Source organism: Acinetobacter sp. YH16042 (assembly GCF_013417245.1).
Classification (GTDB): domain Bacteria; phylum Pseudomonadota; class Gammaproteobacteria; order Pseudomonadales; family Moraxellaceae; genus Acinetobacter; species Acinetobacter amyesii.
The window spans coordinates 166,255-187,515 of sequence record NZ_VPEJ01000001.1; the positions used below are offsets into that span (position 1 = coordinate 166,255).

Below are 21,261 nucleotides of genomic sequence, written 5' to 3' on the forward strand. Positions count from 1 at the left end.
AATTGAAAAAGATTAACTGCGCCGCTAAATGTAACAAAATAAAAGAGCATGATTTATCAGATCGATTAAAGTAAATAAGAGGGCCGAAGCCCTCTTATTGCATTTAAATTTCAACGATAAGAATTAAAGTCCTTGCAGTTTTAAACGGTTTGCATGTTGACGGTACAGCGCCACAGGATCTTGTGCAAATAGCCCTGTTAAGCCAAACATCATATTGGCTAAATCGGTATGGTTAAGTTTGTAGCTATCGTTAATGACTTTACCGATATAAGCACTACAACGTGCAACCATACCGTCATTGTCTTTATTGCCATAAGACAATGGCCCGAGTTGCATTAGGATCGTGTCGATATCAAGTAGATTTGTGGTTTGCGCAACACCGGTCCATGAATAGTATTGAATGCCTTTGCTGTCGACTTGCTTTAAGTTCTTACTGCAATTTTCTGAAGATGCCAAAACACCGTCAGCTACAGCAGATTTTGCAACCGTACTGTTAAATGCAGCAGAGCCTGTTTGTGATAATGATTTCATAGAAGCATCGAAATCAATTTCAAGCTCAGGTTTTGCCTGACCTAAAGCAATCAGTGGGCCGACAATATAATCACCTAAAATATTGAAGGCAGTACGAGAAAGTGAGTTGCCTTGAATATCATCCGCTACTTTAGAGCCGTGATAGGTACCTGCAACACCTGTAATAGACGCAATGTACTGTGGTTTTGTTTGAGCAACATACAATACAGTTGGACCACCATGAGAGTGACCAATTAAGTTAAGTTTTGGTTTCCCTGTAATAGCCAAAACATCTTCAACTTGTGCAATTAACTGCTCGCCACGATGTGTTGTGGTATTTGCAGGAGATAATTGCGCTGCGAATACGGTTGAGCCATTTCGTGCCATATCTGGCAAGATTTGGTACCAATAATCCAGTCCGATGGTGTCGGTGCCGATACGTGACCAACCGAGCCAACCATGCACCATTAAAATTGGATATTTGGTTTTTGCGTAGTCCGATTTTGCCGTTTCCTTCACCTGGAGGACGCTAGGCGCAGCTTGAGTGCTTGCCGATATACTCATCGCTAAGCCTGCAACTGCAGCTACAGAGGCCATCTTGGCCGTGTTTACTAAAGATCGCATAAATGTTCCTTGATCTGATGTTGTTTTTATTACTTTTTAATCATGAAAATACTCTCTGTTTTTAAGCAACATCTTTGTGACTGGCCAGGCCATATCTTTGATTTTAGAGAGTTTGAATAGACAAAGATGCCTTGCCATTTTTTCATGCTCGGTTTGAAATTCCATGTCATTTTAGGACATGGGCGGCGTTGAGGTGACAAGTATATTTATATACATTCGTCTTTTATTTTTGCTATTTATTTTAGTTGTTATTATTGAATAACTTATTGAATTAATTTGTTTAATACGTACAAATAAAAACATTGTAAACAAAAAAGGACGCTTAAAGGCATCCTTTTCAGTGCTGAAAGGGAACCAACTTTTGAGGTTACAGACCCTGTAATTTTAAACGATTGGCATGTTGGCGGTAGAGCGCAACTGGGTCAGGTGAAAATAGGCTGCGTAGACCAAAGACCATATTCACTTCATCTAAGTGGTTGTGATTGTAGTCGTCACGGATTACTTGTCCGATGTGAGTACTACAGCGTCCAACCAAACCGTCATTGTCACGATTTCCATAGGCCAAAGGGGCAAGCTGACTAATGACCGTATCTAATACATCTAATACATTCGTGGTTTGCGCTGTACCAGTCCATGAGTAGTAATACACGCCATTGTCGACTTTGGCACCCGATTGATTACAGTTCGCTGCTAGTGCTGCGGTTGGAAATTTTGCATTAAATTCAGCCGAACCTTTTTCACTGATCGCGGTAAGTGATGCATCAACACTGTTAGGTAGACTAGAGTTGCCCTCAGCCCAAGTAATAATAGGTGCTAAAAGTTGATCTCCAAGTATGCCAAAGATTGAGTCTATGGTTTTGTTGGCTTGAATTTTATCTGCGACTAGAGAGCCGCGATAAGTGCCTGCAATCCCAGTTACCGAAGCTACATACTCAGGTTTGATCGCTGCAATATAGCGAGTTGTCGGTCCACCATGTGAATGACCAATGAGGTTCACTTTGGGTTGGCCGGTCAGAGCAAGAACTTCCTCGACTTGAGAGAGCAATTGCTCACCACGGACTTCTGTCGACTCTAGCGGAGAAACTTGGGCAGCAAAGGTATTGGCCCCATTACGAGCTAAATCTGGCAAAATTTGATAAAAATAATCCATGCCAAAGCTGTCAAAACCAATGCGAGTAAACCCGAACATACCATGGGTAAACACAATCGGATATTTGGTCTTGGCATAGTTTGCCGAGCTGTTGGCGGTGATATGTTGGAGTCCTGCTGCAGCTTGGGATTGTGTGCTGGCGATCGCTGCTGATACAGCCATAATTGCGCATAAAAGAGCTTGTGGTTTTTTCATCATTTCATCCTGAAATTGAGGTTGTTTTTAAATTGTTGTTTGCAGTTATTCTGCGAAAGGTAATTTTCCACCTTGATCATGCACAGATTCAAAGGTACTGACGCGGAGCTGATCTTCCTTCGATTTAAAATGTTGATTACGGAGTTGCTGCACTGCTTGTTGTTTAGCGCTGTCACTCATATTGCTTTTCACAATGCTGTCACGCTCTGTGAGATATTGATTCACGCTAGATTTCCAAGAGCTGCGCTGGCTGTCTAGATTTTCAAGGCGTTGAGTGGCTTCTGGACCCACTAAATTTAACCGCATTTGATGGATTTCTTCGCTTGAACCACCACGGGCTTTAATGTCTGCTGTGAGCTTACGTAAATCTTCAAGTTTATTGATTTGTTCCAGATTTTCTTTCCAGTCTTCTGGGAGTTCATCAAACAGGGCTTTTAGTTTTTTGGCTTTTTCAGACTCAGACAGTTTTTTGTCATTCACCACTTCCATGCGTTTCAGCGTGTATTCGTGATAGGTATTTTCCTTGCCAAATAAACCTTCAATTTCATAATCAGAAAAGAACTGTTTTCTTAAATTCTGTGTGCTGCTGTAGATCGAGCGATAATATTGTGGAGATTCTTTGTCGTCACTTGGTGGCTGTAAATGACCTAATTGTTCACGATATTTCATATAGCGATCCCACAAATCATAAATTTGGGACAGCGCCGGTTCTTTATGACCTTGTGCAATGTAGGCTTTAAAATCCTTTTTGATTTGATCGATCGACTTTTCACCATATTGAGTGATGAAATATTCAAAACAATTCCGCGTTTGTTCGTTCACGATCAGACGGTTTGAACCATCCATACTGATTTGACAGTTAACTTCCGTGTCTTGTTGACTTGGACTGAGCAGTGAAGAACCGCTTGTAGCTTGTGCTGTAGAGCTTTCGCCCTGAGCTAAAGGTGTATTTTGTTGTTGAATCGATTGATCTGAAGGATCATTTTGTGATGCTTTTGGCGCCAGCCAAAATATAAATGCAGCAACAGCGATAACGACCAAGGCAATGATGAGCCAAAGTTTATTTTTTTGCATATCCCAATGCACCTTTATTCCGTTTTTAATTGTTTTAGAGTTCTAAATGCGAACTCAATATGACATAAAAGAATGATAAAAACATAGAAAAGTTGTAAACGCTTAGCATGGATTGATACCATGGCGCAGTTCTCTTTTTGCCCTATTTTAGTCATGAAAAAAGCTTCTCCTAAGATTCAGCGTCGTCCAGTACATGGTGTATTTTTATTAAATAAGCCTTTGGGCATTAGCTCGAATGCAGCCTTACAGAAGGTGCGTTGGTTGTTTCGTGCACAAAAAGCAGGGCATACTGGTGCGCTTGATCCGCTGGCTTCAGGTTTATTGCCAATTTGTTTGGGTGAAGCGACGAAGTTTTCACATTTCTTGCTCGACTCGACCAAGCGTTATCAAACCACCGTCTTTTTAGGACACAGCACCACGACGGGTGATGTGGAAGGTGAGGTATTGATGGAACAAGCTGTACCTGTTTTGACCGAGGCATCTATTCAGCAGGTACTGGCACAGTTCGTGGGAGATATCCAACAAATTCCACCGATGTATTCTGCGCTGAAAAAAGAAGGTCGCCCGCTGTACGAGTTGGCGCGTAAAGGCATAGAAATTGAGCGTGAAGCACGTCCAATTTCGATTTATGCCATCGAGTTATTATCATTTAATGAGAATAGTATTACACTCGACATCACCTGTTCCAAAGGCACGTATATTCGTGTATTAGGCGAAGATATTGCCAAAGCATTGGGTACTTTTGGACATTTAACCTATCTACACCGTATTCAAACAGGTCATTTTGATCTTAACCCAAGCTTTACCATTGAATATTTAGAGAGTCTGTCCGAAGCTGAGCGTGAAGCATTATTGCTGCCGGTGTATTCACCTGTCGATCATTTCTGCAAAGTGCAAGCGCCGGAAGGTCGAGCTGAATATTTTAGTCGTGGAATGGAAAGTAATATTGAGCATGCTGCGGAAGCGCAGGTTTTGGTATTTGATGGGGAACGTTGCTTAGGTCTAGCGGAAATTACCGATCGTAAGCGCTTAGTACCAAAACGTGTATTAAATCTTGAATAGTCATCAACAGCCACTGAAGCCAAATTATGGAAATTGAAATCATCTTAAGCCTGCTATTTTTTGCATTTTTTGCCGGTGCAATTGATGCAGCAGTGGGGGGCGGAGGATTAATTCAAATTCCAGCCATTATGAATGCCATGCCGCACTTATCTCCGGCGACGGTGTTTGGCACCAATAAGTTGTCTTCGATTTTTGGTACGGCTTCGGCGTCCTATTCTTTTTTACGCCAAGTCAAACTCCGTTGGAAATTACTTGCGGTCATTGCAAGCTGTGCATTTGTTGCCTCCTTTGTGGGAGCAGCCTGTGTATCAATGATTCCTAAAGAAGTCTTACGTCCTTTTGTTTTGGTCATGTTGATCGTGATTGCGATCTATACCTTTGCCAAAAAACAATTTGGTCAGATGCATGTACGCCAAGAACTGACCCCTAAAATTCTCGGTCTTGCCGCTATTGGTAGTCTGGTAATTGGTTTTTATGACGGTATCTTTGGGCCTGGCACGGGCAGTTTCTTTATCTTCTTTTTTATTCGTTATCTACAAGCAGACTTTTTGCATGCCTCTGTCTTGTCTAAAGTGGCCAACTTAACCACCAATTTGGCTGCACTGAGTTTTTTTGCGCCCACTGGCCATGTGTTATTTGCTATAGGCTTGATGATGGCTATAGCAAATATTTTAGGCTCGATCGTTGGTGTACGTGCGGCGATTAAATACGGCAGTGGTTTTATTCGAATTCTATTTTTGATTTTGGTGAGTATTTTGATTGTACGGTTGGGTTATCAAACCTTTACGGGACAAGCTTAAAACAAAACTTAACAGAGCTGCGCTGTATTCTGATGCGGATATGTTTAGTATAAAAATGAAGCACTTTATTTTGCTGAATTAAAAAAATACTCAGCTATCGCTAAGCATCAGAGGGCATCATCAGAATGAATATTTTTGAAGCTTTACGTCAAAGTCATGAACAACAAAGAGCGCTTGCAGAACAATTAGTCCAAACTTCTGGCGATAGTCCAGAACGTCGAGACTTGTTTGACCGACTTAAAAATGAATTATTTGCACATGCTGTCGGAGAAGACCGATATTTTTATATTCCTTTAATGATGACCGATTCGGGGCTGAATATTACCCGTCATGCCTTGGCTGAACATCATGAAATGGACGAACTTTTAGAGCAGTTGACTGAGACTGAATTTAGCAATCCGGGCTGGCTGGCCATTGCCAAAAAACTTTCAGAAACAGTGCATCATCATTTACAGGAAGAGGAACACGGTTTCTTTCAACAAGCCGGTAAAATATTGGATGATAAGCAAAAAGAAGCTTTGGCTAAACAATACTTAGCCGAGTATAAAAAATATAAAAAAGCAGATAAAGACAGCCTGACTGGTTAAGTCCTGTATAGAAGCTAGACTTTTCGAGCCTTGTATTTAAAAGCTGAGATGTAGGAGCGCTTAGACAAGGTATTGAAAATGGCGGCAATCCCGCCATTTTTTTAATTTAAATATTTTTTACTTACTGATGTTACGCAGTAACATCAGAAGCGTAATTTGATTCAAATAAAAGAACGATACGCGGTAACGTCATCCGCAAGTGTTTGAGACAGGACTACTTTTAATTAAAAAAGTTTTTGCGATATTTTGAATAAGTAGACGCTAGTGAACGAGTTTTGTTGGTGAGGTGCATTGCACCGCAAGATGGTTTCCTTGCGAAGCACGCTTCTCATTTTGCCGAATGAGAAACAATGTTTCGTAAGAGTACATCCAGCCGAAGGCTAATCCTTTTATTTAAACCCTAGATGTATGACTCCGTCTAATAGACTTAAAAAAGCATTTTAAAATGCGAAATTATTTTTACGTACGTAACATCATTTACTTAGAAATTTAGTTGGTAGTTTCCACTTTTGAAGAACGCATCGTCACCCCGACTGAGGCGAGCATGATGCACACCAGTGCGATCCATTGCCACATTCCGATACGTTCTCCCAATAAAACCATACCCGTAATAGCTGCCAAAGCAGGTGAGATACTCGACAGTGTGCCATAACTCAGCTTGCTTAGAATCTTCAATGCTTTGAGGTCAAGGGCATAAGGTATGGCTGTAGCTAAAATCGCAATCAACAAGGCTTTAGGCCAATATTGTGTATCCAATAAAGCTGATGCGTTGTTATAGAGGCCGATGGGTAATAAGGTCAATGCCGATAAACTAATGGCGATGGTCAGTGCATGCATACCAATATTTTGGTGTACCACTTTTTGTCCAAAGTAAATATAGAATGCCCAACATAGCCCCGCAGTTAAGGCACAAGCTGCTCCAAATATTGAGAAATTACCACTTTGGGCTTGTCCCCAAGGCACCATCAACGCAATCCCTAAGATTGCTAAAAAGACCCAAATATAGTCACTACGATTTTTAATCGACAGCAGTGCCAAACCTAGCGGCCCAATAAACTCGAGTCCTACGGCAATGCCTTGAGGGAGTTTGCCCAGTGACATATAGAACAAGACATTCATGAGGCACAGTGCTGCGCTATAGCAGAGCAGATCACGCCATTTTAAAAACGACAGTCGTTTTAAAATGTGCCATGAACGAAACATTAAACAAATAATAATTGAAGCAAAACAGAGTCGTAAAATGGTCACACTGAGTGGATCAAGCACCAAAAATAATTGTTTGGCGAATGATGCACTGATCTGATAGGAAATCATGGAGAGCACCATGAAAACAACAGCGAGAAGTTGTGAATTTGGCATGCGGCACACAGTTGTTGGGCGGTGTTGAGCCCTATTTTTGAGTCAGTACAGTATAGCGGTTAATGCTAACAATTGAGTGAATTTTAACATTTGACCAAATCATGATGGATTTTGAATTTAAATGACTTTGGCTTTTTGCGTGGTATAGGTACACCCAATCGATGCACAGATGATGACAGCAAGGGCTAACCACTGGGTCCACAGCAATTGTTCATTTAAGAAAACAAAACCAGAGAGCGCTGCAATCGCAGGTTCTAGGCTCATGAGCGTTCCGAAACTGAGCGCCGTTAAATTGCGGAGCGCAATCATTTCTAGAGTAAAAGGTAAAGCACTGGCTAGGATCGCAAGTGCAATAAAATACAGCAGACTACTTGGCTCAAACGCCTGTGCCGGCATACCTGCAAAGATTGCGATGGGCATCAGAACACACATGCCGACAAACATACCTAAACAAACCGTATGGTTGCCTGAAACGCCAGAGGGTTTCTGACCTGCCACGATATAGAGTGCCCAGCAGGCACCTGCGCCAAGGGCGAGGGCAATGCCCACGGGATCAAGTCGTTGTGCTGCTTGATCAAATGGAAACAGCAAAATTAGGCCTAGAATTGCAAGGCCGACCCAGACGAAGTCGAATTTTCGTCTTGCTGCCAATAGTGCAACACTTAAAGGGCCAATAAATTCAAAAGACACGGCAATGCCGAGAGGTAGGCGATCAATGGACAAGTAAAACAGCATATTCATGCCTGCAAGCGCACAGCCATAGCTCAGAATAGACGACCATTTCACTTGTTTAAAATTGATCTGCCAAACTTTAAAAATAATCGCCAAAATCAAAGCACCGAGCAGTAAACGCATCGCGGACACGGTCAGGATGGGAAACTGACCAAACAGGTATTTGGCGAAAGAACCACTGCTTTGCATACTGATCATTGCAATAAGCAAGATCAGTGGTGCTTGTAGGGCAGGGGTAATTTTAAAATTTGGCATAGACTAAATTTGTTTCGATGACTCGAATAGCGGGAGATTGGCAAAAGCCAGATTTTAAAAGTCTACTACAATAAAAAAACCACAGCCCGAAGGCTGTGGCTTCAGTGTCTAATTAAATTAGAACAATACGCGAACGCGGATGGTACCTTCAACTTCGTGAAGTGTATCCAATGCTTCTTTAGATGCAGTTGCATCAACGTCCATCACTAAGTAACCCACATCACCTTTAGTCATTAAAGACTGACCAGAGATGTTAATACCGTGTTCAGCAAACAAGTTGTTGATTTTTGAAAGAACGCCCGGCACGTTTTTGTGGATGTGAAGTAAACGGTGTTTACCTTCAGTCAACGGTAACGCGATTTCTGGGAAGTTCACTGCAGATAAAGTCATACCTTTATCAGAGTAAGCAACGAATTTTTCAGCAACTTCAAGACCGATGTTCGCTTGCGCTTCCATCGTAGAACCACCAACGTGAGGGGTTAAAATCACGTTGTCTAAGCCACGAAGTGGAGAAACAAATTCTTCACCGTTTGCTTTTGGTTCTTTCGGGAATACGTCAACCGCAGCACCAGCAATATGACCAGATTTGATCGCATCAGCTAGGTCTTCAATGATTACACATGTACCACGTGCAGCATTTAGGAAGATTGCGCCTTCTTTCATTTGAGCAAATTGATCTTTGCCGAAGAAGTTGCGAGTTGATGGAACGTCTGGAACGTGTAGAGATACGACGTCTGCATTGGCAAGAAGTTCACCCATAGAACCGACTTGACGTGCATTACCCATCGGAAGTTTAGTTACAGCATCGTAATAAATTACGTGCATACCTAAACTTTCAGCAAGTACAGAAAGTTGCGAGCCAATCGAACCGTAACCAACAATACCTAAAGTTTTACCACGAGTTTCAAATGAACCAACTGCAGACTTGTTCCAACCACCACGGTGAGTTGAAGCAGATTTTGCAGGAACACCACGAAGTAATAGAATCGCTTCAGCAAGTACTAGTTCAGCAACTGAACGAGTATTTGAGTATGGTGCGTTAAATACTGGAATACCGCGAATCATTGCAGCATTTAAGTTCACTTGGTTTGTACCGATACAGAAACAACCCACAGCAATCAGTTTGTTCGCCGCTTCAAAAACTTCTTCAGTTAATTGAGTACGTGAACGAATACCAATGAAGTGAGCATCTTTAACCGCTTCTTTCAACGCTTCACCCTCAAGCGCAGTTTTACGGTAGTCAATGTTGGTGTATCCAGCAGCATTTAGAGTGTCGATTGCGTTTTGGTGAACGCCTTCTAACAACAAGAAACGAATTTTATCTTTAGGTAAAGAAAGATGTTGGCTCATTACGGCTCCGCTACAAAGGCCAAATTTAGTGCGCATATAATAGCATAGGAAGTCGCCTGATATACATTTCCTTTATGACTGACGTCATGGCTATTTTGGCGAATGATGAGTCAATATTTTTTAGATTTGGTCTAATTAACTTGGTCATATTCCTCGTGACATTTTGAAATCACGTTTTTCTTTGGGTTTTGTCAAAAAAAGCCCAGTTATAGCTTATAATGGTGCCGCTCAAAATCATCATGACCAATTTCCTGATATTTTGATGCGCTCTGTTTCAGGCTTTTTCCCTTGAAATATGCGTTACCGCAGTTTTGACTGAATGAAGTCTGGACCTTTAAAAAACTTGTTTACTTCTTGCAAGGTCTGAAAACGATGAATGCTCCAGTCGCTTTAACCCCAGAGTTATTGACCCAATTGACCGCTATTGTTGGCGAAAGCCGAATTAAAACTGATGCGGATAGTCTCCAAAATTGGGGTCGTGACCATACTAAGCACTTCGATCCAAACCCGTCGGTCGTCGTTTTCCCTTCAAGCACAGAACATGTTCAACAAATTGTAAAACTTGCGAACCAATTTAATGTAGCGATCACACCAAGTGGCGGTCGTACAGGTTTGTCTGCGGGGGCTGTGGCTGCTAACGGTGAAATCGTGGTAAGCATGGACAAGATGAACCAAATCTTGGAATTCTTTCCAGCTGACCGTATGGTTCGCGTACAAGCAGGTGTAGTGACTGAACAACTTCAGAACTATGCTGAAGAACAAGGCATGTACTACCCAGTTGATTTTGCATCTTCAGGTTCATCTCAAATTGGCGGTAACATTGGTACTAACGCAGGTGGTATTAAAGTCATCAAATACGGCATGACACGTAACTGGGTGTTGGGCATGACTGTGGTTACTGGTAAAGGTGACATCCTGCGCTTGAACAAAGGCATGATCAAAAACGCGACTGGTTATGCGCTTCAACACTTATTCATTGGTGGTGAAGGTACGCTAGGTTTAGTGACTGAAGCTGAAATCAAACTTGAACGCCAACCACATGACTTACAAGTGTTGGTTCTCGGTGTGCCTGATTTTGATGCGATTATGCCTGTTCTACATGCCTTCCAAAAGAAAATCGACCTGACTGCATTTGAGTTCTTTGGTGAGCTTGCAATGCAAAAAGTATTGGACAATGGTCATGTACAACGTCCGTTTGAAACACCATGTCCATTCTATGTATTACTTGAGTTTGAAGCACCATTTGAACCGATCATGGATGCGGCAATGGAAATCTTTGAACATTGCATGGAACAAGGTTGGGTACTGGATGGCGTGATGAGCCAAAGCTTAGACCAAGTACACAGCTTATGGCGTTTACGTGAAGACATTTCAGAGTCAATCGCACCGTTCACGCCATACAAAAATGACATCTCAGTTCTGATTACACATGTGCCTGCATTTATTAAAGAAATTGATGCAATTGTGGAAGCGAACTACCCAGACTTTGAGATTTGCTGGTTCGGTCATATTGGTGACGGTAACTTGCACTTAAATATTTTGAAACCTGCGGATTTAAGTAAAGATGAATTCTTTGCAAAATGCCAAGTGGTAAACAAATACGTATTTGAAACTGTGAAAAAATATGACGGTTCAATTTCTGCAGAACATGGCGTGGGTATGACTAAAAAGCCTTACCTCGATTACACACGTTCAGCAGAAGAAATCGAATATATGAAAGCATTGAAAAAAGTATTCGATCCAAATGCAATTATGAACCCAGGTAAATTGTTCGATCTTTAATTTTTAAAGACGTACTAGAACGCATCTTCGGATGCGTTTTTTTTATGGTTATAGCACGCCTTTTTAGCTGCGTATGGATGAGAAACAGCACGTTGATTTTATGGAGTGAGGTACTTCTTTTACATTGCTTAAATAGTGTTTTGGACAAATGTTCGGCATGATAGGACTGAATAATAAATTTGAGTTGCTTCTATGTATCGTTTAATTGCTGTGTCTGCATTGTGTGTGGGGATGTTGGCGGGTTGTGCGACAACGCAGAAAATTGTGTCTAAAGTCGGTTCTTCTGCTACGCCACTCGATCAGGTATTAAAAGAACGTCCTGATTTGCGTAAAGAGCTGTCGACTGTAGAAATTCGTCAGTACTTTAACCGTGTCGAGTCGCCAAATGCGGGGCAGGTGAAAGTGACGGAAACAGGTTTGATGGATGATTCGGTGAAATCTGTTCGTACCATTTATAGTTTTAGATTGGTGGATGGTGACTGGCAGCGTGTAAATACGCAAAAGGAATATCAGTGCCAACGTGGTAAAAATACCAAGACTTTCCAATCGGCGAAATGTCCTTAATAAATCTTTGATTTATGGTTGAAATTTAGGCATGTGTGCCTCATAAAAAGCGTATCGATTGATGCGCTTTTTTATTGGGGTAAATAAGAACAATGAATATTTTGATTGTGGGTAACGGCTTTGATTTGTCGCATTATTTGCCGACGAAGTATGATCATTTTATGGATGTGATGGATGCTATTGAAACTCATACAGGTGACACAATGAGTTTTGAGGAGTTATTTTCGAAATGTCGTGAAAATTGGTTTATTAATAAAACAAAGGAATTCTATAAAACAGAAATAATAACTTTAGAAGGAGGGCAGTTAAATAATCTTAAAAATTTATTAAAAGAAAATAGTTGGTATAGCTACTTTAAAAATCATGTGCAAGAAATAAAAACTTGGATTGACTTTGAATTAAAAATAAATGACGTTTTAAAAGTATTAGCAAGTTTTCTTTTACAAATAGAAAAAATATCGAATGAGCAAGGCTTATCTTCAAAAGAAATATTTTTCAGTACAGATGCACCGTTAGGCAAAATTTTTCTGACAATAGAAAATTGTCATATTCTTGAATTATTAAAAATTACTAAAAGTGGATATTATGCACAGCGCGAATTTTTGGATGAAGAATTCGGGATATATTATCAAATGACTGAAGTCTATTCTGACGATGAAGATGCAAATTTTAAATTTTATATCGCAAATGATAATGTTCAATATCAGCATGGATGTTATAAAGTAAAAATTGATAAAATTATGTCAAACTTACATCAAGAATTAGAAAATTTTGTTGAGATATTTAATAAATATTTAGAGCTTATAGTCACTTGTCTTGAACCTAAGCGACAATTAATAACTCCTTTAGATTATTGGATAAATCCTGACAAAATTTTATCTTTCAATTATACAAATACCTATAAACGACTTTATGATTATGCGGATGTTGAATTCTTACATGGTAGCCATGGTGAAAAGCAGAATATTGTTCTCGGTGTTTCTGACTTAGACGATGACGCACTTAAAAAGCTAAAAGCTTATGGTTTTACTAAATATCATCAAAAACTTTTTAAAGATACAGATTATCTATTTTTAGATGTGTACAAGAATAAAATATTATCTAATAGAAAAAGCCAGATCGATTTATACGAACAACTTAAAGGAGAAAATAGAAGTGCTTATAGAAATGTTTTAAATAATAGAATTAAAAACAGTGAGACTATGCTAGATTTAAATTTTTATATTTGGGGACATTCGCTAGATATTTCTGATAAAGATTACATTATTGACTTGTTCAGTTTGAATGATGATATGGATCGTAATGTCAGGGTAGTGATATATCATTATGATAAAACTGCCAAATTTTCACTGCTCAATAATTTATTGGCTATTTTAGGTAAAGACAAAGTAGAGCAGTGGATGAAAAATAAATGGCTAGAGTTTAAGCCTAATCCTGAAGTGAAATTCGAAGTTGACTCAAACTTAGAAGAAGCATCCTAAAACTGCGACACTGAAAACTACTTAGCCTATCGAATAGCCTCACTTGATAGGCTAAGATCAAAGCATCAAAAAGTATGCTTACAATAATATGAAAACCCTCGCTTTTATTCACGTCAATGACTCAGGCTCAGCTGTAGGTGACTTTGCCCCAGTGACTTCAGTATTTTCCCATTATGAATTGGGGAATACCGTTTCGCCTTTTTTATTGCTCGATCATTTAGGGCCTGGAGTGCTGAAACCAACCAAACTGAAAAAAGGCGTGTTGGAACATCCACATCGAGGCTTTGAAACCGTCACATTGGTGTTTAAAGGTGAACTTGAACATCATGATACGACTGGCGGCGGTGGTGTCATTGGTGAGGGCGATGTACAGTGGATGACTGCTGCTTCAGGCATTCAGCACGAAGAAGTGTTTAGCCAAGCCTTTGCACAGCGGGGCGGAGCATTTGAAATCTTGCAACTTTGGGTCAACCTGCCTGCCAAAGATAAAATGAATCCTGCACGCTATCAGAGCTTAGCCAAAGCCAATATTCCAAAGGTCGATTTAGCCCAAGATGCAGGTTATGTACGGGTCATTGCAGGGCATTATTTAACAGCCCACGGCCCCGCAGAAACACATACACCTATGCAAGTATTTGATGTCTTTGTCAGTGCCAATCAAAGCATCACACTACCTGCACAAGAGGGGGATACCACACTTGTGTATTTACGCTCAGGCAAACTGAAATTTAATGAAACGGATGAACTATTAAATGCACAGCATATGGCAGTCATGTCGAGCCAAGGTGAAAATGTCGAATTGACAGCAGTCGAAGATAGCCACATATTGTATTTATCGGCGCAGCCTTTAAATGAACCCATCTATGGGCGAGGCTATTTTGTGATGAATCATTTTGCAGAAGTCATGCAAGCCTATGAGGACCTAAAACAAGGTCGCTTTATCCAAAAAGCAGACAATGAAAAACCATAAAAGTGGCTAAGTAAAAAGACCAATACAACGCCAGCAAACACTGTTAAAATAGTCGGACTCAAACCGACAGATCGGTTCGTTGAAGTTCATTTTATCTCTATCTAGCGTCTTGTGAATACGACGCACATATGGCGGATACGCCGCAAATTCATTTTTAAAATTAATATTACAGTGCTCGTCATTGGGCTGAAGTGTCTCTCCCTATTTGTCATTTCAAGCTCGACAGCACACATTTGATATGTAGATAACAATGCAAAACGTACAAACCACAAAATTAAGTCGTGCCACCTTAATGTTTCCCTTGGCACTGGTTTTATTTGAATTTTCTGTCTATATCGGCAACGACTTAGTCCAACCCGCCATGCTGGCGATTACCCAAGAGTTTGGCGTGAGTAGTGCATGGGCACCCTCGTCGATGTCATTTTACTTATTAGGAGGTGCCTGTGTCGCTGCGATATTAGGGCCTTTGTCAGATCGATTAGGCCGTAAAAAAGTCCTGTTGGGTGGTGTGGCATTCTTTAGCTTATGCTGTCTAGCGATATTGCTCACGCATAATATCGAAAGCTTTTTAACGTTGCGTTTTTTACAAGGTTTCGGCTTATCGGTTATTTCTGCCGTGGGCTATGCTGCTGTTCAGGAAACTTTTGAAGAGCGAGATGCCATCAAAGTCATGGCGATCATGGCGAATATTTCATTACTAGCGCCACTGATCGGACCCGTCCTCGGTGCCTTTATGATTGATCACGTGTCATGGCATTGGGGCTTCATAGGAATCGCATTTCTATCTTTTCTGAGTTGGTTTGGTTTAAAAGCCAAGATGCCGACTCAGCACATCAGTATTCCAAAGCAACCGGTGGGTTATATTATCGATGACTTTAAACAGGTGTTAAAAAACAAACGCTTTTTGGCGTTGACACTGGGCCTACCGATGGTGGCTATGCCACTGATGCTGTGGATTGCGCTATCTCCAGTGATATTGGTGGAGCAGCTAGGACTGACTAGCATGCAATACGGCATGGCGCAGTTTCCCGTTTTGGGCGGTCTGATCCTCGGTAATATTGTCCTGATTAAAATCATCGACAAATTGCCTCTAGGTCAGTCTGTGATGATCGGGCTACCTTTGATGTTACTCGGAACGAGCCTCGTGGTGATTGGGACGATGACTGAAAGTTATTTTCTGACATTGCTCATTCTTGGTATGACTTTAGTCAGTTTTGGTGAAGGGATTAGCTTTTCTGTGCTCTATCGTTTTGCCTTAATGTCGTCTGAAATGTCGAAGGGCACTGTGGCTGCGGCAGTGTCTGTGATCATGATGCTGACGTTCTTTGCCGTGATTGAAATCGTGCGCGTGCTGTATGAAAACTTTGGCCTTTGGGCCTATAGTTTGGCAGGATTTACCCTCATTATCTTGTGGTTCAGCCTACCACGCTTGGTGGTGCGAGATATTATGCGACAACGTAAATTGACGGGTGAATTTTAAATTCGAGTTCATGCCATTATAGAAAAAGCCCAATGCTGTGTAGAACAACATTGGGCTTTTTTATTTGTTGTATACCGTCTTAATTTGATGTTGCAGGTTGTTCTGCATTTTTTAATTTACGATCGAAAATAAACGGGCCAAAAGGCAAAATTGATGCAATTAAGCCCATTAGAAATACGCTAAGCGACCATTTTTGCTTTTCACAGACCACAAATAGCACCACCAAGAAGGCAATAAACAAGACGCCATGTCCCATACCGACGTATTTGACCAATATTGGATTATCCATCAGGTACTTCATTGGCATAGCAATGAACAATAATAATAAAAAGGAGATGCCTTCGAGTAGGCCCACAAAGCGTAAGGTCTTGATATTCATGCGAAGTCTAAATTCAAAGTGATTTCAGTCTTGAGTGTACCTGAAAGCACAGCAGGAACGAAGCGTTCCTGTTGAAATAATTGATCCGCATATTGAGTCTAAGTAAGTGTTTTTAAAGTTAATTCTGAGTCATCTGCTCGGATTAATTTTCTAGATCCGCTAAGGCATCCTCAATTGAACCCTGATCAAATTCATAGTTACAGCCGAGTAAAATCATTGGGCTTTTTCCGGTCATTTCAGACAGGCTTAGTTTGTGATTGATGGCATGCAGATCATCCGTTTCAGCTTCCGTGCGTAGGATTTTTTCACCACGGAAAAACGGCAAATTGGCAAACATCGGATGTTGTTCAATACCATATTTTTGGGCAAGTTTTTTCACATCGGCTTGGCGATAGATTGCGAATACTGCATTGGAAGACAGGCCAATTTCTTGGGTCGGCATGCCAAAAAACTCTACAGCCTGCTTATTTTTATAGATATAAATAAACGGCTGATGTGGGTCATCATGGCGTTTCCAACCCAATTGGCCCAGAGCCTTTTCATAGTCGAGTAAAGTGTCATGGTAGGTGTCGTAATCGGCCTGACATTCCAAAATACGTTTTAAATCTTGTGTTGTCGGTGCTGCAAAAACAGAAGACGCAGCTAAACATGAGGTCGCCACAATCATAGGCAATATGAGGCGTTTAAAACCTAAACTAAGCATTTTCATCATGAGTCTCAAATGATTTTATTTAATTTCCGCCTGAATCAGCTGTGTTCGAAGCTGAATCAGTTCGGCTAATGTTTCTAATAATAAACTGATTTGCTTGAGCACCAGTTGTAGGTGATTAGACCGCATTTCTTCAGTGCTGAGTGTTTGAATTTCGAAAAGTTTTTGCTGAATTTTCTCAGGGTTGAGCGGTTTTTGCTGAATTAAGACGTCGTCTAGGGTGCTTTGACACCATTGCAGCAGTTCAAGGACTTGTTGGTCTTGTACTTGTTCACGGTGGCTCCCCAGTGCCGAAATATAACTGAGCTGACTATGGCTATAGACCAAATAGCGAAAAGCATGTTGAATCAAAGTTTGGTCGGGTTCAGGTTCGGTACTTAAACTTGAAATCATGCTCGACAATTCAGTTTGAGCATTATGGGCTGAACGACGGGCGCGCCGATAAGCAATGCTATTGGTTTTCCCATGGAGATATTGCTCAACCACGGCATCAAAATAATGCAAGGTCGCAGCAGAGCTTTTTTGAATGGTCTTGGAAATATTGCGAAAGTCCCAATCTGGCCAGATGACATTCACTGCAAACCATGCAATAAAACAGCCGAGTAGGGTATCAACGATACGCGGTAAAATGACCGCATAACCAGCGCCTTTTAAATTAAAAATCAGCAAGACCATTAAGGTTGCCATGAGGGTCGCCATGGCATATTTTTTGGCACTCAGATAGAAAAAGCACACGCCAAAAATAATCGTCAGTAGCAATTGACCTTCGACACTCGGCACAAAATACAAAATAGGAATGCCAAGTAAGACCCCTAATATGGTTCCCAATGTCCGCATTTTTAAACGACTTTTGGTCGCAAAATAACGCATCTGACAGACAAATAAACTGGTCAATAAAATCCAGTAGCCATTTTTGGCAAACGGCAAGAGGGAAATGGCATAGCCCATAGCAAAGACAAAGGCGATGCGAACGGCATGGCGAAATAAGGCAGACTCAGGACTCAAATGCTGTTTCAGTTTGAGCCATAAATCATGCCAGCCGTGAATGTCGTCGTCGAGTAAATTGAGGTTGTCGATATGCTGCTGATAGGCCTGTTGCTGTGAATGATCTAAATCCTGCACATGCGAAAAACGTTCTTGCACACTGTCCAAATTACTCAAGATCAGCTGTAGATTTTTCACTTCTATATTTTGCGGATTATTGGCCATCCACTCCTGCAAAGAGGCATGCAAATGTGCCAGTGCTTGCGCAGTAATGGGATCAGGCTGATAGGGCTGTCGATGCAAAATGCAGTAGGCCAACTGTTGGCAAGCCTGTGCTTGTAATCGAATATTTTTTTGAAAACGGAAAATTAAATCTGTACGGCTAAAATTTTGATGAATTTGTTCGTAGTGTAAATAATTCGCACTGGCCTGTTCGTGAATATCTTGTGCCAAGAAATATAAATTCAGCCAGTAGATGGTGTTTTTATTTGCTCTTGAGGCTTTTAAACGGGTGAGTAAAGAAGCTTTGGTCGTGTTTAAACTCGGGATGACATCACTGTTTTTGAGCGATAATTCATACAGTAAGTGTTCTACATTGTCGACATTATCTGGGTCGAATAAGCGTGCTTTTGCATTCAGTACTTCGGCGATTTGTAGAAAACAACGCGAGAGATTGTCTTGTACGGGTAGGGTGGGTTTAATCAAGTAAAAGAAAATCGAGGTGAAGCCATACCATAAGGCCCCTAGAACAAAGCAACTAGGTTGAAAATACCAGGTGTCATATTCGCCCAAGCCGAACATGGTGTAGATCGATAGTAAAATCGTGCCAAAAGAAATCGTGGCATAGCGTTGCCCCAAAGCCCCCAATAAAATAAACCCTGCACTGGACAGTGAAAGATACAAGATAAACAGCAGCTTATAAGGAGAGAGAAAATCTAAAATACTACTGACACTAAAGAAGAGTATGCAGACATAGAACAAATTACGCAGTCGGATGCTGAGCCGGTCATCAAAGTCGGTGAGTGCGGTGGCAATCGCACCTAAGGTGACGGGAACAATAAAACTATGAAAATCGAGAAAATATAATCCGAGCGTGGTGCCACTCAAAACAATACAAATTTGCAGGCAATACATAATGATTGCACTGGATTGAAACTGTTGAAACCAAGAGAGTCGCGTGTTCACAGAGTTATGAAGTATTTAAATGATTTTGTAAATTAGACTGAGCTTTTTTCTGTGAACTGTCAATTTTTATTCAATAGAAAAGCGGACTTAAAGTCCGCTTATTCAAATCTATGTGCAAGGTCGATTATTGAATCACACCACAGGCAATACGGTCACCGCCACCGCCTAGAGGTTTAGGGTCATCTGAGTAATTATCACCACCAGCATGGACCATGATGGCTAAGCCTTGTACATCCGCCAATTTCAAGCGTGGTGCAATTAAATTCACTTTTGCTGTGCCATCCGTTTGAACTTGAAGGATCGGTAAGTCACCCATGTGACCGGTTAACGGTGTACCGTGGTGAGGTGCCGCTTTAGGGTTAAAGTGACCACCCGCAGCGAGTGCAGCACCCGCTTTTCCATCTTTTTCAGCTGGGGCACAAGAGCCTTTTTCATGAATATGGAAACCGTGTGGACCCGGAGGAAGCTGGGTTAAATTGGTATGAATAACCAAGCCAGCAGGGCTATCAACCAAGTTAATTTGACCGATGCTTTGACCAATACCTTGAGCAGTCACGGCATTGACCGTCACGGTTTTTGCATTCAGACCTGTTGAAGTCGAGGTACTCGCACAGCCTGTAAACATCAGGGCACTGACCGCAGCAAGCGCACCGAATTTAAATAGTGAAGACATGTTTGGCATCCTGTCTGTTTTTATGGAATTTCAACCATTGAAACAGATGCGGATACAGGATGACAGATAATTTAAGTATTTGATTGTAATATTTGTTTAAGGAATTCAAGCCTGAATTAAGGTTGTTCAGGCTTATCATCCATATTGTCTAAGTCATGTGCCAATGTTGCTTTGGGCATCATGACGGGTTCAATTTGGGTTTCATGCAACCATTCACGCCAAATGGCTAACAATACAGCTAAGATCACTGGCCCGATAAATAAACCGACAAGACCGAAACTGGCGATCCCACCCAAAACACCAAACATGATTAATAAGAATGGAATCTGCGTTGCCCCTGAAATCACTAAAGGGCGAATCACGTTATCGGCCGTACTCACCACACAAACACCCCAAGCCATGACGCCAATGGCTTCGATGGTTTGACCTTGTGAAAATAACCACAACGACACAGCGGTATATGAAATTGGTGGTCCAAACGGAATCAGTGCCAACATGAAGGTAATGATGGTTAGTAACATCGGGTTAGGCACATCGGCGACAAAATAGCTCACACCGGCAAGTAAAGCTTGGGCAATGGCGGTAAGACCGATGCCATATACTACGGCACGTGTGGTATCCGAGATGGTGGCAAGATAATGATGAATACGAGGCCCAATGACCATTTCGAGGGCTTTACTGACCTGACTTAAAATGGTTTGACCGTCACGATAGAAGAAAAATAAAGACATCACGGCAAAACACAGCTTAAAGATATTTTTACTGACTTCGCCGACCAAAACTTTACCGTAGTTCAAATGCCCCTGAATCCAAATTTGTACCGATTGAATAATACTGTTTGGGTCATTGTTCAGCTCATGCAGGGTACGACTGACTTCTTTACCAATAAACGGCAGTTGGCGAATAAAATCAGGCACATTGACATGACCAGAGAAAACTTGCTTTTGTAATTCAAAATACAAGTTACGGCCTTCATGTTGTAGCAAGAAGATCGCAAAAATCACCGGCAGACCTACCACGAGCACCACCAGTAAGATCATCAGCGCCGCACTTAGATTTGCACGATTGCCACAAAAACGATGCACCGATTGATACAGCGGCCAAGTCATATAAGCAATAATCGCTGCCCAAACAACGGGCACAATAAAGTATTTGAGTACGCTAAAGCTCAAAAAAATCAGGATAAAAAATAATCCGAACAATAAGACTTTTTGTAATGTAGGTGCGAACGTTGGCAATGCGTGCTCTGATTTTTTCATCATGTTGTGTTCAATCTTAACCGAAAAAAAAGCTCCCGAAAACGAGAGCTTGTTAACTTATGGTGAATATCTTTCAGGCTAGATCCTTGCAAGATTG

19 protein-coding genes are annotated in these 21,261 nt (G+C 41.2%); 8 read left to right on the plus strand and 11 right to left on the minus strand.

The window, feature by feature from the left end:
• Positions 1-123: 123 nt before the first annotated feature.
• From FTV37_RS00795 to FTV37_RS00805, 3 genes are all read right to left on the minus strand, one after another.
• Complete coding sequence (locus FTV37_RS00795; RefSeq protein WP_180039415.1) at positions 124-1,134, minus strand: triacylglycerol lipase; 1,011 nt, start codon at positions 1,132-1,134, stop codon at positions 124-126.
• 367 nt (positions 1,135-1,501) lie between these two features.
• The gene (locus tag FTV37_RS00800; protein WP_257224178.1) at positions 1,502-2,446 is read right to left on the minus strand and encodes a triacylglycerol lipase; all 945 of its coding nucleotides are present in this window, start codon (positions 2,444-2,446) and stop codon (positions 1,502-1,504) included.
• A gap of 78 nt (positions 2,447-2,524) precedes the next feature.
• Entirely contained in the window at positions 2,525-3,553 is a 1,029-nt protein-coding gene (locus tag FTV37_RS00805) for a lipase secretion chaperone (RefSeq protein ID WP_180062830.1), read from the minus strand.
• Between the two features lie 153 nt (positions 3,554-3,706).
• Between FTV37_RS00805 and truB the strand changes: the two genes are divergently transcribed.
• The 3 genes from truB (at position 3,707) to FTV37_RS00820 (ending at position 6,002) form a co-directional block, all read left to right on the plus strand.
• Positions 3,707-4,615: a tRNA pseudouridine(55) synthase TruB gene (truB, locus tag FTV37_RS00810; RefSeq protein WP_180062885.1), complete on the plus strand. Its 909-nt coding sequence runs from the start codon at positions 3,707-3,709 to the stop codon at positions 4,613-4,615.
• A 26-nt stretch (positions 4,616-4,641) separates the two neighbouring features.
• On the plus strand, positions 4,642-5,415 hold the full coding sequence (locus tag FTV37_RS00815; RefSeq protein WP_180062831.1) for a TSUP family transporter: 774 nt from the start codon (positions 4,642-4,644) through the stop codon (positions 5,413-5,415).
• Between the two features lie 125 nt (positions 5,416-5,540).
• Positions 5,541-6,002 (plus strand): hemerythrin domain-containing protein, encoded by a 462-nt coding sequence (locus FTV37_RS00820; protein ID WP_168378156.1) that lies wholly within the window; start codon positions 5,541-5,543, stop codon positions 6,000-6,002.
• A gap of 489 nt (positions 6,003-6,491) precedes the next feature.
• Here FTV37_RS00820 and FTV37_RS00825 read toward each other — a convergent pair whose 3' ends face one another.
• From FTV37_RS00825 to serA, 3 genes are all read right to left on the minus strand, one after another.
• Positions 6,492-7,361, minus strand: a complete 870-nt coding sequence (locus FTV37_RS00825; RefSeq protein ID WP_180062832.1) for a DMT family transporter — start codon at positions 7,359-7,361, stop codon at positions 6,492-6,494.
• Positions 7,362-7,478: 117 nt separating this feature from the next.
• A complete protein-coding gene (locus FTV37_RS00830) occupies positions 7,479-8,348 on the minus strand; it encodes an EamA family transporter (RefSeq protein WP_180062833.1) in 870 nt (289 codons plus the stop codon).
• A 117-nt stretch (positions 8,349-8,465) separates the two neighbouring features.
• Positions 8,466-9,698: a phosphoglycerate dehydrogenase gene (gene serA, locus FTV37_RS00835; protein WP_078192852.1), complete on the minus strand. Its 1,233-nt coding sequence runs from the start codon at positions 9,696-9,698 to the stop codon at positions 8,466-8,468.
• A gap of 372 nt (positions 9,699-10,070) precedes the next feature.
• Between serA and FTV37_RS00840 the strand changes: the two genes are divergently transcribed.
• The 5 genes from FTV37_RS00840 (at position 10,071) to FTV37_RS00860 (ending at position 15,975) form a co-directional block, all read left to right on the plus strand.
• Positions 10,071-11,480: an FAD-binding oxidoreductase gene (locus FTV37_RS00840; RefSeq protein ID WP_180062834.1), complete on the plus strand. Its 1,410-nt coding sequence runs from the start codon at positions 10,071-10,073 to the stop codon at positions 11,478-11,480.
• 192 nt (positions 11,481-11,672) lie between these two features.
• Positions 11,673-12,044, plus strand: coding sequence for a hypothetical protein (locus FTV37_RS00845; RefSeq protein ID WP_180004761.1), 372 nt, complete (start codon positions 11,673-11,675; stop codon positions 12,042-12,044).
• A 92-nt stretch (positions 12,045-12,136) separates the two neighbouring features.
• Entirely contained in the window at positions 12,137-13,525 is a 1,389-nt protein-coding gene (locus FTV37_RS00850) for an AbiH family protein (protein ID WP_180062835.1), read from the plus strand.
• Between the two features lie 88 nt (positions 13,526-13,613).
• On the plus strand, positions 13,614-14,495 hold the full coding sequence (locus FTV37_RS00855) for a pirin family protein (RefSeq protein WP_180062836.1): 882 nt from the start codon (positions 13,614-13,616) through the stop codon (positions 14,493-14,495).
• 250 nt (positions 14,496-14,745) lie between these two features.
• On the plus strand, positions 14,746-15,975 hold the full coding sequence (locus tag FTV37_RS00860) for an MFS transporter (RefSeq protein WP_180062837.1): 1,230 nt from the start codon (positions 14,746-14,748) through the stop codon (positions 15,973-15,975).
• Between the two features lie 79 nt (positions 15,976-16,054).
• Here FTV37_RS00860 and FTV37_RS00865 read toward each other — a convergent pair whose 3' ends face one another.
• From FTV37_RS00865 to FTV37_RS00885, 5 genes are all read right to left on the minus strand, one after another.
• Positions 16,055-16,354 (minus strand): DUF3817 domain-containing protein, encoded by a 300-nt coding sequence (locus FTV37_RS00865; RefSeq protein WP_078189335.1) that lies wholly within the window; start codon positions 16,352-16,354, stop codon positions 16,055-16,057.
• A 142-nt stretch (positions 16,355-16,496) separates the two neighbouring features.
• On the minus strand, positions 16,497-17,066 hold the full coding sequence (locus FTV37_RS00870; protein WP_180062838.1) for a hypothetical protein: 570 nt from the start codon (positions 17,064-17,066) through the stop codon (positions 16,497-16,499).
• Positions 17,067-17,081: 15 nt separating this feature from the next.
• The gene (gene yccS, locus FTV37_RS00875) at positions 17,082-19,232 is read right to left on the minus strand and encodes a YccS family putative transporter (RefSeq protein ID WP_373683546.1); all 2,151 of its coding nucleotides are present in this window, start codon (positions 19,230-19,232) and stop codon (positions 17,082-17,084) included.
• Between the two features lie 124 nt (positions 19,233-19,356).
• Positions 19,357-19,905, minus strand: coding sequence for a superoxide dismutase family protein (sodC, locus tag FTV37_RS00880; RefSeq protein ID WP_180026077.1), 549 nt, complete (start codon positions 19,903-19,905; stop codon positions 19,357-19,359).
• A 116-nt stretch (positions 19,906-20,021) separates the two neighbouring features.
• Positions 20,022-21,143, minus strand: a complete 1,122-nt coding sequence (locus FTV37_RS00885) for an AI-2E family transporter (RefSeq protein ID WP_180062887.1) — start codon at positions 21,141-21,143, stop codon at positions 20,022-20,024.
• Positions 21,144-21,261: the final 118 nt, after the last annotated feature.

What these genes read in the sequence shown, in the direction of transcription:
- FTV37_RS00820 (WP_168378156.1), top strand. Translation starts at nt 5,541, where the DNA reads ATGAATATTTTTGAAGCTTTACGTCAAAGTCATGAACAACAAAGAGCG.
- FTV37_RS00815 (WP_180062831.1), top strand. Translation starts at nt 4,642, where the DNA reads ATGGAAATTGAAATCATCTTAAGCCTGCTATTTTTTGCATTTTTTGCC.
- FTV37_RS00805 (WP_180062830.1), bottom strand. Translation starts at nt 3,553, where the DNA reads ATGCAAAAAAATAAACTTTGGCTCATCATTGCCTTGGTCGTTATCGCT.
- FTV37_RS00845 (WP_180004761.1), top strand. Translation starts at nt 11,673, where the DNA reads ATGTATCGTTTAATTGCTGTGTCTGCATTGTGTGTGGGGATGTTGGCG.
- FTV37_RS00800 (WP_257224178.1), bottom strand. Translation starts at nt 2,446, where the DNA reads ATGGCTGTATCAGCAGCGATCGCCAGCACACAATCCCAAGCTGCAGCA.
- FTV37_RS00865 (WP_078189335.1), bottom strand. Translation starts at nt 16,354, where the DNA reads ATGAATATCAAGACCTTACGCTTTGTGGGCCTACTCGAAGGCATCTCC.
- FTV37_RS00840 (WP_180062834.1), top strand. Translation starts at nt 10,071, where the DNA reads ATGAATGCTCCAGTCGCTTTAACCCCAGAGTTATTGACCCAATTGACC.
- truB (WP_180062885.1), top strand. Translation starts at nt 3,707, where the DNA reads ATGAAAAAAGCTTCTCCTAAGATTCAGCGTCGTCCAGTACATGGTGTA.
- FTV37_RS00870 (WP_180062838.1), bottom strand. Translation starts at nt 17,066, where the DNA reads ATGATGAAAATGCTTAGTTTAGGTTTTAAACGCCTCATATTGCCTATG.
- FTV37_RS00860 (WP_180062837.1), top strand. Translation starts at nt 14,746, where the DNA reads ATGCAAAACGTACAAACCACAAAATTAAGTCGTGCCACCTTAATGTTT.
- serA (WP_078192852.1), bottom strand. Translation starts at nt 9,698, where the DNA reads ATGAGCCAACATCTTTCTTTACCTAAAGATAAAATTCGTTTCTTGTTG.
- sodC (WP_180026077.1), bottom strand. Translation starts at nt 19,905, where the DNA reads ATGTCTTCACTATTTAAATTCGGTGCGCTTGCTGCGGTCAGTGCCCTG.
- FTV37_RS00830 (WP_180062833.1), bottom strand. Translation starts at nt 8,348, where the DNA reads ATGCCAAATTTTAAAATTACCCCTGCCCTACAAGCACCACTGATCTTG.
- FTV37_RS00850 (WP_180062835.1), top strand. Translation starts at nt 12,137, where the DNA reads ATGAATATTTTGATTGTGGGTAACGGCTTTGATTTGTCGCATTATTTG.
- FTV37_RS00795 (WP_180039415.1), bottom strand. Translation starts at nt 1,134, where the DNA reads ATGCGATCTTTAGTAAACACGGCCAAGATGGCCTCTGTAGCTGCAGTT.
- FTV37_RS00855 (WP_180062836.1), top strand. Translation starts at nt 13,614, where the DNA reads ATGAAAACCCTCGCTTTTATTCACGTCAATGACTCAGGCTCAGCTGTA.
- FTV37_RS00825 (WP_180062832.1), bottom strand. Translation starts at nt 7,361, where the DNA reads ATGCCAAATTCACAACTTCTCGCTGTTGTTTTCATGGTGCTCTCCATG.